Annotated in this window: 9 protein-coding genes; 8 read left to right on the top strand and 1 reads right to left on the bottom strand. The window is 43.5% G+C overall.

The window, feature by feature from the left end:
* Positions 1–209: 209 nt before the first annotated feature.
* The 4 genes from QZZ43_RS15820 (at position 210) to QZZ43_RS15835 (ending at position 7,755) form a co-directional block, all read left to right on the top strand.
* Positions 210–2,552, top strand: a complete 2,343-nt coding sequence (locus QZZ43_RS15820; protein WP_291861413.1) for a TolC family protein — start codon at positions 210–212, stop codon at positions 2,550–2,552.
* 352 nt (positions 2,553–2,904) lie between these two features.
* Positions 2,905–3,990, top strand: coding sequence for an efflux RND transporter periplasmic adaptor subunit (locus QZZ43_RS15825; RefSeq protein WP_291861415.1), 1,086 nt, complete (start codon positions 2,905–2,907; stop codon positions 3,988–3,990).
* A gap of 21 nt (positions 3,991–4,011) precedes the next feature.
* Entirely contained in the window at positions 4,012–7,146 is a 3,135-nt protein-coding gene (locus QZZ43_RS15830; protein ID WP_291861416.1) for an efflux RND transporter permease subunit, read from the top strand.
* 168 nt (positions 7,147–7,314) lie between these two features.
* Positions 7,315–7,755 carry a DUF2147 domain-containing protein gene (locus tag QZZ43_RS15835; RefSeq protein ID WP_291861419.1) on the top strand — a complete coding sequence of 147 codons (441 nt, stop codon included), beginning with the start codon at positions 7,315–7,317 and terminating at the stop codon, positions 7,753–7,755.
* A gap of 42 nt (positions 7,756–7,797) precedes the next feature.
* Here QZZ43_RS15835 and QZZ43_RS15840 read toward each other — a convergent pair whose 3' ends face one another.
* On the bottom strand, positions 7,798–8,697 hold the full coding sequence (locus QZZ43_RS15840) for an NAD(P)-dependent oxidoreductase (RefSeq protein WP_291861421.1): 900 nt from the start codon (positions 8,695–8,697) through the stop codon (positions 7,798–7,800).
* Between the two features lie 453 nt (positions 8,698–9,150).
* Here QZZ43_RS15840 and QZZ43_RS15845 point away from each other — a divergent pair, with 453 nt between their 5' ends.
* The 4 genes from QZZ43_RS15845 (at position 9,151) to QZZ43_RS15860 (ending at position 11,436) form a co-directional block, all read left to right on the top strand.
* A complete protein-coding gene (locus tag QZZ43_RS15845; RefSeq protein WP_291861422.1) occupies positions 9,151–10,029 on the top strand; it encodes a patatin-like phospholipase family protein in 879 nt (292 codons plus the stop codon).
* Between the two features lie 192 nt (positions 10,030–10,221).
* The gene (locus tag QZZ43_RS15850) at positions 10,222–10,623 is read left to right on the top strand and encodes a DUF134 domain-containing protein (protein ID WP_291861424.1); all 402 of its coding nucleotides are present in this window, start codon (positions 10,222–10,224) and stop codon (positions 10,621–10,623) included.
* A gap of 308 nt (positions 10,624–10,931) precedes the next feature.
* Positions 10,932–11,249 carry a NifB/NifX family molybdenum-iron cluster-binding protein gene (locus tag QZZ43_RS15855; protein ID WP_291861426.1) on the top strand — a complete coding sequence of 106 codons (318 nt, stop codon included), beginning with the start codon at positions 10,932–10,934 and terminating at the stop codon, positions 11,247–11,249.
* Positions 11,250–11,253: 4 nt separating this feature from the next.
* The gene (locus QZZ43_RS15860) at positions 11,254–11,436 is read left to right on the top strand and encodes a DUF5320 domain-containing protein (RefSeq protein WP_291861428.1); all 183 of its coding nucleotides are present in this window, start codon (positions 11,254–11,256) and stop codon (positions 11,434–11,436) included.
* Positions 11,437–11,513 lie beyond the last annotated feature (77 nt).

An 11,513-nucleotide genomic window follows, 5' to 3' on the forward strand; every position in this document is an offset into this window, starting at 1 on the left:
TTTACGATAAAACAACCTTGTTTTTAGGCTTACCTGCCAAGGTCGGTCCCCAACATGTCATTCAGCTCTTTAAAAATATCTATTTAGGACAGGTTTGGTGTAAAATTTTATAATTTGGGGTGGTCATGGATGTCATCTTCTGATTCCCCGATATTTTTTTCACAGCGCAGTTAGTTAGCATTAACAAACACTTGTCTAAAATCAAAACAATGTCAAAATTCAAGTTAGTAATAGTCGCCATTCTCTCTTTGGCAACTTCTTTTCCCATTGCCGGTCAGACTTTTGGGGTGGGAATTGTGAAAGATGCTTCGGGGGGAGAACTTCAGCTTATGAGCAATCAAATTATGGCGGAAGTGGAAGCGTTGACTAAAGGGCGACAAAACGTGGCTTTTTATGAGGCGGAAGCCGATTGGCAGAAGGAGAAGTCAGGTGAATATCTGCTTGAATTCATGAACAATCCTGAAATTGACCTGATTGTGACTGTGGGGCTTCTTTCGTCTGATGTGGCAGCAGTATTGTCTGATTTTCCAAAGCCTGTAATTGCCGCGACCACTCTTGATGCAGATTTACAGCGTTTACCTGTTATAACGGGGCGGACTTCAGGAGTGCATAATTTCTCTTACATAGAGTCGCCGATTGATATAAAAAAGGATTTAGAGGCATTTTCAGATTTGTTTAATGCTGGTCATGTTTCTGTGGTATTGCCCGGGAAATTATACAACGAACTGGATTATATCCGGGAACTTATGGAAACTGACGATAACAACATGCAAATCTCCTTTGTCCCTTTAGACGCCGAGACGTCTATGGATGTAACTCTCCCTGACGGAACTGATGCCGTTGTAATGCTGCCAATGACGGGGCATTCAACCGGGGATATTCAGAAGCTGTTTTCCCGGTTCAACTCTGAGGGGATTCCTTCTCTCGCGATTAAAGGGACAGATTATCTGGAGCTTGGTGCTACCGTTTCTTATACCCCCCGGTTTTCATTTTTGCAAATGGCGCGGGCCACGGCTACGCGGATTGTTGAAGTTATTGAAGGAGTCAATTTGTCGCAAATACCGGTTTCTGCCAATGATGAAACACGTCGCCTCGTGGTAAATATGGAGAGCGTAAGGCAAATTAACAGGTTTCCGGCATGGGCCGGCATGAAGGATGCTGTCCTGATGAATGTCGAGAAGATGCCAGGCGAGGAGCTGGGACTGCACGAAGCAATTTCTCTTGCTCTGGAAAATAACCTGCAGGGGCGTATCACGGACAATGACTTACTGATGGCCCGGCAGGATGTTAAAATTGCCCGTTCGAATGTATTGCCATCTGTTGATGTTTCCGGTTCGGCGGTTCAACTGAGTGAGAATCTGGTGGAGGCTTCCATGGGACAAAAGGGAGAGTTCACTGTTACCGGTTCGGCATTCCTGAAGCAGGTACTTTATTCCGAAGAAGCCTTTGCCAATATTGCCATTCAAAAGCTGGTGGCAGAGAATGTAAAGCAGAGCAACCGGGAGACCATGCTGGATATTGTTGCTGATGTTGTCGAAGCTTATGTGAATGTGCTTTATGGCAGCAACAATCTGAAAATTCACAATGAAAATCTGAATGCCAATCTTCAGAATCTTAAAATAGCCGAAGCCAGAGAGCAGGAAGGTGCTGCAAGTGTTTCTGATGTCAATCGGTGGGAGAGTGAAGTGAATCTTTCCAGGATGGACTTTTATGATGCCGAAGCTGCTTACAAATCAGCTATGTATCGGCTTAACCAACTGCTCAACAGGCCTGTTAGTCAGATGGTTCCTGTCCCGCAGTCGGTTGACCTGCTGAAGCTGATTGTTGAGCATCAGGAATTGTTGTCTCAATGTTTTGATGACCCGCTCATTACTGAGCGTTATGCAGATTTTCTGATTGAACAAATGCACCGAAACTCTCCGGAACTTATGAAAATCAGAACAGCCGGAGATATTGCCGAACGAAAACGGAAGTTGTATGTCCGCAAATCTTATTTACCCGAAGTCGCTTTGGGGGCGGGAGCCGACCAGGCCTTTGTGCGGGAAGGAACAATAAGGAATCCTCAACTACCCGTTCCTGAACCACCCGACGATATTACCTGGAATGTGGGAGTCAGTATGAGGTTTTCGCTCTTCGAAGGTGCTAAGCGAAAAAATGAGCTTAAGCGCACCGTCCTGGAACAGGAAAAAATTGAGTGGCAAAAAGAAGAGTTAATCACCAATATGCAAACAGGTATTCGCTCAACGGTGCAGCAGTTGCAGGCATCGTTTAAAGACCTGGAGTTGGCCGAAAATGCAGCCCGGGCAGCTGAAGAAAACTTCGGGATGGTGCAGGATGCTTATGTCCAGGGGGCTGTGGGGGTAGTTGAGTTGGTAGATGCCCAAAACATGATGATTCGGACTAAAACGCTTGCCGTCAATGCCCGTTATCGATATTTACTGAATTATGTGGATGCAGAAAGATTGCAGGGTGATTATTCTTTCCTGAAGGATGCAGAAGGCCATCAGGAGTATGTGGAGTCGCTTTCGAAGTTCTTGAATCTGAAGGACTAGGGGAATGACCATTGCGATAAAAAATAAACCCAAAGGTTTTATTATGAAAGATTGGAGATGTTTGCCTGGCCTGGTATTTTACTTACGTCCATTCCTTATAATTTAGTAATAACTTGTTTGTTGCGAGTGACTATCCCAAAAAAAGTTTGGGGCATAATTAGTTTATGATAAGCAGGGATGCTCAATGTTCGAATTCCTTAGAAAGGTTATTCGTTGAGCAGGTTCGGCGGATTTCTATCCGCCGTTGGAGAGGAACCGGCGGATAGAAATCCGCCGAACCTAATCTTTCCTGGCAAATCCCGACCATTCTGGAGAGCCATCTTCGGAAGTGTAACAATTAAAACAAAAAGATATGAGAATCTTATACATGCTTTTTTTTGCCTTACTGGTTGCAGGTTGTGGCAGAAAAGCTGAACAGGAAGAAGCCATCCGGCCTGTATTTTTTCATGAGGTTGGTGAGTCGTTTCATGGTACCAGGCTTTCGTTTCCGGGGGTAACCCGGGCTGCCGATGAGGTAAGACTTAGTTTTAAAGTGGGTGGTACTGTTGACCGCTTGAATGTAGAAATGGGTGATACCGTACGAACCGGTGATTGTCTGGTTCGGCTGGATTCCACAGATTACTTCATTCAGTATTCAAAAGCACTTTCAGCCCTGAATAATGCGAAAGCGCAACTGGCCAATGCCCGTTCGGAGTTTGAAAGGATGGAAAATCTGTATATCAAAAATAACATCTCACTGAGAGATTATGAACGGGTAAAAACTCAGCTCGAGTCTGCTGAAGCAATGGAGAAATCGGCCGTTGCGCAGGTGAGTGCTGCGCAGAATCAGCTGGATTATACTTGTATGAAGGCTCCGTTCTCTGGCGTAATAAATTCCGTTTTTATCGGTGAAAGTGAAATGATTGGTGCCGGAAAACCTGCCCTGATGCTGTCATCCCTGAATAATATTGAAGTGAGAACCACTGTTCCCGAAAACATTATCGGCCAACTTAAAGTGGGTCTGGAGGCGGATGTTTCTCTTACATCGAGCAGGGATATGACTTTAAAAGGGCATGTTACCGAGCTGGGAAGCTCTGCTAAAAATGCGTCGGCTTATCCCGTGGTCATCGGAATGCAAAAGACGGGAGCGAACCTTTATTCGGGCATGACGGCAACGGTTTCTTTTCTTCTGGATTCGTCTGCCGGGAACCGTGATGAATCAATATTTATTCCCGAAGATGCTGTAAGTCATGACCAACAGGGAGATTATGTTTTTGTGGCAGAACCATCCGAAGGCGATGTGTTTGTGGTAAAGCGAAAACAAATTGTATCCGGAGGCTTAACGCCTGATGGGATTCAGATTCGTGAAGGTCTTTCGAAAGGCGACCTGGTGATAACTGCCGGGTTACGGTTTATGTATGAAGGAAGAAAAGTAAGGTTGCTGGACGGAGTGGAGTAAAAAACTCAAAATAAACGAAGCATGAATTTAACAAGGCTTACATTAAAAAACAGCCGGATAGCCATTATCGTTATTCTTGTTGTTGCAATAATAGGGGTTACTAACTATTTCCAACTAGAGCGCGATAGTATGCCGCCCTATACCATTCGACTGGCTACTGTGGTTACGCATTTTCCGGGAGCGGCCCCTGATGAGGTTGAAGTTCTTATAACTGAGCCACTGGAGGAATCCATTCGTGAGATGTCTGAAGTGAAAACCATTACCAGCGAATCACGCTCCGGGTTGTCAGTTATTACAGTTGAGTTGCTGGTGAAAGTCAGTGATGAGGAACTTCAATCGGTATGGACTACTTTGCGCAACAAAGTGGGTGACACCAGGAAGCAGCTTCCATCAAATATTATGGGACCAATCGTTAAGGATGATGATATCGGAACTGTATTTGGCGTTATCCTCGGGGTGACCGGCGACGGGGTGCCTTACCGCATATTGGAGGATTATGCAAAAGATGTGCGTGAAGAACTTCTACAGTTGTCGGATGTTTCAAAAATCAAGTATGGTGGAATTCAGGAAGAACGCATATTTATTGAGTTTGACGATAAACAACTGGCACAATACGGCTTGGGAGGTAACGAGCTCAAAAATATAATTGCTGCTACCAATGTGCTTTCTCCTGCAGGTATAATTAATGTGGGACGAAAACGTATTGAGCTGGAACCATCAGGCAGTTTTGAGAACCTCGATGATTTGAAAAATACACTTGTTCCTACAGGCAAAGGGTCGGTGGTATATCTTAATGATATTACAACTAAAATTTACAGTGATTATATTACTCCGGCAGAGAAGATTGTAAAGATTAATGGAAAAAAGGCCATTGCATTGTTTGTCTCCCTTAAGGACGGGGCCAACATTGTTCGCATGGGGGAGGATATTGATAATGTACTTCCGGTCATCAACAACCGCCTTCCTTTGGGAGTTGAGGTGGTGCGGTCGGCATCGCAGGATCACGTGGTGAAGGGGCAGGTCAATGATTTTCTGATAAACCTGGTGCAGAGTGTGGTTATTGTGCTGGCTGTGATGCTGTTTTTCCTTGGTTTAAGGACAGGCTCTCTTGTTGCTGCACTGCTGCCAATGGTCATCCTCAGCACTTTCTTTTTTCTTAATCTGATGGACATCGGTCTCAACAAGGTTTCTCTGGCAGCATTGATTATTTCCCTGGGATTGTTGGTTGATAACGGGATTGTGGTTTCCGAATCGATACTGGTAAACATGAAACGGGGCATGAACACCTTTGAAGCCAGCGTTTATTCCGGAAAAGTACTGATTATTCCATTGTTGATTTCGTCTCTGACAACCGCATCGGCTTTTCTTCCGTTTGCCCTGGCCAATACACCCATGGGGGAAATTTCTTCGCCGCTCTTTTGGGTCGTGAGTTCTACCATACTTGGCTCCTGGTTACTGGCATTTACTTTTACCCCCTTACTGGCTGTGGTAATCGTAAAAAGCAAGAAGACATCGGATGACCAGAAACCGGGAGTTATCGATTACTATATGGAAAAATTGAACCGGTGGTACAACGGAGTGCTTTATCACGTTTTGCAGAGACCATTTCTCTTTTTAGGGTTTATTGTGTTCTTATTTGTTGTTGCACTGGTCTCTATGCAGTGGCTTCCGTTTAAATTGGTACCCGATAGCGACAGGAATCTGGTTACTGTTGATATTAAGTTTCCTTCGGGCACACACATCGACTATACCGAAAAGGCTGTTGATGATATCGGGCAATTTATATCTCAAAATCTTTTAGTTACGGACGATTATCCTGATGGAGCTCCCGGAGTTCTCGATTATTCTGCTTTCATCGGAGAGGGGCCGGAGCCTTATGACCTGGGATATTTTAAGGATGAAGCCAATTCGAACTATGCCCACATGTTGCTGAATACTACCGGCGATGTGGATAACGATTTTATTATTGCCCGGGTTGACAGTTTCTGTTTCAATTATATTCCTGACGCCGATATTCGTGTCAACCGACTGACAGGTGCCGGAGCTTCAGGCACTCCCGTAGAGGTACGAATTTCGGGGAGTGATCCTGACCAGCTGGCGATGATTGCCGAAAATGTTAAGGAGAAGCTGGTTGAAACAGAGGGAACTAAGAACATCACTGACGACTGGGGTCCGAAAGTAAAGAAACTGGCTGTGGAAATTGATGAGGAAAGGGCACGGCGGTTTGGTCTGACAAATATTGAGATAGCTTCCGCTCTTAATACCGGTTTGTCGGGGATGAGGATAGGAGGTCTTTATGATGCCGACGAAGAGATCCCTATTTTTCTGCGGAGTTCGGATTATCAGGAACTTGATGTTTCATCCTTAAATACTTTTACCATCTTCTCTTCTGCCACCGGAGAAAATATTCCGCTGACACAGGTTGCTGATGTTTCTGTAGCCTGGCAATTTGCTAAAGTTAAACGAAAAGACCTGAAGCGAACTATAACCGCCGGGTCTTACCTTAAACCGGGGTACAATGCCTCCGATATTTTTGAGGACATCGGCGCGTGGATGGATGAGCAGAAAGCTGAGTGGCCTGCCAGTTATGATTATGAATTTGGCGGAGAAGATGAGGATACCAACGAAAACCTCGGGGCTATTTTTGCAAATCTTCCGTTGGCATTTTTTCTTATTCTGATATTGTTGGTTCTTCAGTTTAACTCCATCCGGAAATCGACCATTATTGTACTGGCCATTCCGCTGGGAATGATTGGTGTCGTAGCCGGATGGTATATAGGGGGCTCTTTCGTGAGTTTCTTTGGAGTTCTCGGTGTGATTGCTCTGGCGGGTATTGTAGTGAACAATGCAATTATATTGATTGACCGTATTGATGTGGAAATCAATGAAAATCCTGATGTCGACCGCAGAGATGCTATTTTGAGAGCAGCCAATAACAGGTTTCGTCCTGTGTTGCTTACCACTCTCACCACATCACTGGGTATGTTGCCTTTGTTGTTTGGAGGAGGTCTGTTATGGGAGCCGCTTACGCTGGCCATCATCTTCGGATTGTTCTTTGCCACATTAATCACTCTGCTGTTTGTACCTGTTCTTTACCGTTTGTTTTTCCGCATTCCGTTTAAGGATTATGTGTTTAATGAGAGGATACTGGATTAAAAAGGTTATGAAATACATTTGTCTTGAACGGACCATTTAAATGGTTTTGTGAAGATTTGTGTGGGGTCGACCTTGCAGGTAAGACAAAAAAGCAGGTCAGGGATTAAGGGATGAAATCCCCATTTAGAAATATTTTTGAAAGTTCGGTCAACCGATAGAAAATTTAGTATGAAAAGAATGATATTGTCAATCATGACCATATTGCTCATCGTTTTATTTGCCGTCAATATTAAGGCAGAAAGCCGGCAGAAAACAGGGCCCGATTTGGCGGGCAAATACGAGCTTCCCAACGGGGTAATCATCAGGCTTTTTAAAGTGGAAAATAAATTTTCCGGAGAGATTGTTGATGTAACTGAATTCAATGGAGGGCAATCGAAAGACATTAATAATCCGGATAAAAGTAAACGCGAACAATCACTTATCGGGAAACACATCATTCGCAATCTTGAATACGATGACAAAACCGAAAAATGGACAAATGGCGAAATGTATGCCCCGGAAAAGGGTATTTGGGTTGATTTGGAAATCGAGACGGTTCATGACGATTACCTGATTGCCAAAGGGTCGAAGTTTTTTTTCTCGAAGAAAGTGGTTTGGGAGAGAATTTAGTTCTATACCTGAAGTAGCGGGTTTTACGTAATCTGGCCTCGCCTATTGTATTTTGATGCCTGTGAAGGCAGACAGGTTGTCAATTACTTTATTGCTTAACCGGATGAATGCCTGACTTGTTCGTCCGGAGGATACCTGCATACATCTTACATTTGGATGTTTAAGAAAGTGGTCTCCTCCCAGGGCTCCTGTGGTGTCACAAAAGCACAGATTGTCGTTTTCAAGCCATTCCATGAAGGGTTTTTCGTCCCATGCCGGGGATAATCCGGTATTGAAAAGTATCTTTTTATTCCCCAATGCCTTAAATTCTTTGCTGTGCAGTAGAACGGTGTTCTTGTTGAGACAACAAAAAACGGCCTCATTTTCGCTAAGTAGTTTGTCCAGGTGAAGAAAGCGATATCCTTTGGCTTTTGCGTCTTGCTTTTCGTTTCGGGAGAAGTATGAAACATCGGCACCGAAAAAGTTCAATGCATCAGCAATCATACCTCCCGATTTTCCCAGCCCGATAATGCCTGTTTTTAGTCCTGTGATTTCGCGTGGCACATCGGTCCATGGAGTTTGATCGAATCCATGCAGGCAACGCACCAGTTCACTGATTACGTATTCCACTACTCCTTCGTCACCATAATCACGAATACCGGTAACGGTTATTCCCCGACTGTTGGCATAATTAATATCCACGTTGGCGCTTTCGGGAGTGTATAGCGAGCATGCCATACCGATATATTTTACATTCGGACATTGTTCCAGAGCTTCTTTAGTCAGCTGAGAAGTGTAGCTAAGCATTACTGCATCCGCATCTCCAATGCGGTTGGCAATCTCCTCATCTCCCGAGGGAATATCCGGATAAAAAATCACTTCTTTTGCAAATAAGTGCAGTTGTTTTTCTGCAGCAGGAATCAGGGATATGGGTTCAATGGTTACTAATTTCTGAAAGAGCATAATGCTTATTTTTTAGTGTATTGGATTTTTTATATGTGGTGTGATTAGGAGGATTCTTGATCCTTTTGTTCTACATTGACAATAATAAGGAACCTTTTCGGAAAAACATTGATGTTTCGGCTTTCTATGGCAGAAGAAAAAGTTATTGTTCAAAAAATGATTCGCCTTGCTTCCTATAACCCTATTTTTCACATACACACTTCATAATCGGTCCTTCATTGTGAGTGAATTACCTCAAAGGATTAAGGTTTATTGCGTATTTGACAGTACTGGAAGATCCCTGGACGGAGCCCAATTGTGTAACTTCGGGTCTATAAACCGATGTAAGCTTTCTTCCAATCCTAAAGTCTCTTTTTTGGGAAGAATAAAAATTTCTTTTCCTTAGAGTGGGGTTTTTGGGGGTTTATTAATTTCTTTGTTCAAAGAGTTTAAAATCATAAGTTGTGTTTTCCAATGGAAGATAAAAAAAATATTGCCTTAGTATTGTCAAGTGGAGGAGCAAAAGGAATTGCTCACATTGGTGCAATTGAAGAGTTGAAGCGCCGGGGATATAAGATTACATCAGTTTCAGGCTCTTCAATTGGTGCGGTTATAGGCGGACTTTTGGCTATGGGGAAGTTGGAGGATTACACGGAGTGGATTAAGACGCTGGATCGTCGTGCGATATGGGGGCTAATGGATTTTTCATTTACTTCTACTGGCTTGTTGAAGGGTGAACGTGTTTTTGATAAAATGAAGGAGTTCATTCCTGACATCAACATTGAAGATATGATGGTTCCTTTTACTGCGGTGGCTTCAGATATCCTGAATGAAAAAGAAATAGTTTTTGACAAAGGCAGTTATTACAGAGCAGTCAGGGCCTCTATTGCTATTCCGGCAATGTTTACTCCCGTAAAATACGATGGTACTTTTTTGGTTGATGGCGGAATTCTAAATCCCATTCCTATTGAACATGTGGCACGAAAAGACGATGATTTGCTGGTGGTTGTAAACCTATATGGGGACAAACAACCTAACGCAGAGGTTTTTGATGAAAGTAAAGACCAAAAAGAAAAACACGGAGAGGAAGGGCTGTTCGCGACCTTTTCCAATTTGGTAGCTACCGGTGATAAAAAGGGTCTTGGTTATATCTCCTTGCTAACGACCAGTTCTGCTGCAATGATTCATAAGCTTGCCAAAATGAATATCCAACGTTTCAAGCCCGATATTGTCATTGATATTCCTGCCGATTCTGCCAGCACTTTCGATTTTCATCGCGCCGATGAATTGCTGAAGCTTGGCGCTGAAGCTGCGAAAAGAGCTTTGTCAGTGGGAACTGCGAAATCTGATTAGTGAAAACGAGCGAAACCATGCAATCCTAAACTTCGCTTTCTAAATATCTGCTATTATGCGATTGTTGAAATTTAGAGAAGTGTTGATTTCAGAATTATACCCCCAATATCTAATTATCTAACCTCTATTTTTTTCTTTTTTTCTTTATTTTGAGAATATTCTCATTATCTTTGCATGAACAATAGTTCATTTATGGCACGACCCAAATCATTGAGAAAGGTGGTGAAACCACCAGGTTTTAAGGGGTATAAACCTTATGGCAACCCAAATAGTTTAGGAACTCCTGTTGAGTTGCATTATGAAGAATATGAAGCGCTGAAACTGGCCGATTTTGACCTGATGAATCACCTGGAGGCCTCCAAAGTAATGGGTGTGTCAAGAGCCACTTTTGCCAGGATTTATGAGAGGGCCAGACGAAAAGTAGCTTTGGCCCTTGTGGAGGTTAAAGAGATAAAAGCGGTTTACGGACATGCTTATCTTGATAAAAGCTGGCTTGTTTGTAATGCCTGTAACGCACGTTTCACTCTTCCACAGACGGGCAGTGAACGTAACTGTCCCGTTTGCAGGTCTTTTAATGTGGAGGCTGTGAAGTAAGCATGGAGCATGGGGCATGGAGCAAAGGGCATGGTGGGTGTTGTTTTGGCTGAAGCTGGATTACCGGCATGGTCATTTATTTTTTAGTAAATAGATGAAGGTCATTATTGTTCGTTTTTTCTTTTTCATAGTTGACCAGCCCCTGCGGGGCGACAGTTTGGTAGAAATGGCGTTGCAATGCATGAAAAAGCCCCGGCAGGGGTGACACCTTAGTGAAAGAAACCCGGCAAAGCTCAAATTTAGTATTACCAACGCAAAGAGTAGTTTGGTTATTAGATTTTTAGAAATAACACTTATATCGAAATAAAATGAAAACACTAATAACATCGACAGGTGGAAGCTTAGATGCTTCCTTTGACAAGCGCTATGGACGTGCAGCCTGGTTTTGTATCCTGGATGAACAAACAGGGAAAACGGAATTTTTTGAAAATGAACATGTAAATGCTACAGGTGGCGCTGGTACAAAAGCTGCTGAGAAAACTGTGGAGTTGGGAGCCGGAAAAGTAATTTCCGGAGATTTTGGGCCCAAAGCCAAGGATTTGCTGGAGAAATTTAATGTTCAGATGGTTATTATCGAAGAGGATGATTTGACCATCAAAGATATTGTGAAACGAATAAGAGGATAAGGATATGCCGAGAATGGATCACACAGGCCCTGAAGGACAAGGTCCCCAAGCGGGTAGAAAATTGGGGCGCTGTGCCCCAAAAGACGGAGAACCCCCAATTGGTAAAATAGGAGAAGGAATGGGAAAACGACGTAAAGGAGATTGTGGCGAAGGAAAAGGAAAACGCTTACGAAGCAATATGCCTTAACCTTAAAGTTACGAGCAATAGCTAAGAGTCAAGAGCCAAGAGCCAAGAGCTAAGAGCCAAGAGCTAAGAGCTAAGAG

The sequence above is a fragment of the Marinilabilia sp. genome, assembly GCF_016278715.1.
GTDB lineage: Bacteria > Bacteroidota > Bacteroidia > Bacteroidales > Marinilabiliaceae > Marinilabilia.

Coding starts and splice junctions, on each gene's coding strand:
- QZZ43_RS15860 (WP_291861428.1), top strand. CDS start 11,254: ATGCCGAGAATGGATCACACAGGCCCTGAAGGACAAGGTCCCCAAGCG.
- QZZ43_RS15850 (WP_291861424.1), top strand. CDS start 10,222: ATGGCACGACCCAAATCATTGAGAAAGGTGGTGAAACCACCAGGTTTT.
- QZZ43_RS15840 (WP_291861421.1), bottom strand. CDS start 8,697: ATGCTCTTTCAGAAATTAGTAACCATTGAACCCATATCCCTGATTCCT.
- QZZ43_RS15830 (WP_291861416.1), top strand. CDS start 4,012: ATGAATTTAACAAGGCTTACATTAAAAAACAGCCGGATAGCCATTATC.
- QZZ43_RS15845 (WP_291861422.1), top strand. CDS start 9,151: ATGGAAGATAAAAAAAATATTGCCTTAGTATTGTCAAGTGGAGGAGCA.
- QZZ43_RS15835 (WP_291861419.1), top strand. CDS start 7,315: ATGAAAAGAATGATATTGTCAATCATGACCATATTGCTCATCGTTTTA.
- QZZ43_RS15855 (WP_291861426.1), top strand. CDS start 10,932: ATGAAAACACTAATAACATCGACAGGTGGAAGCTTAGATGCTTCCTTT.
- QZZ43_RS15820 (WP_291861413.1), top strand. CDS start 210: ATGTCAAAATTCAAGTTAGTAATAGTCGCCATTCTCTCTTTGGCAACT.
- QZZ43_RS15825 (WP_291861415.1), top strand. CDS start 2,905: ATGAGAATCTTATACATGCTTTTTTTTGCCTTACTGGTTGCAGGTTGT.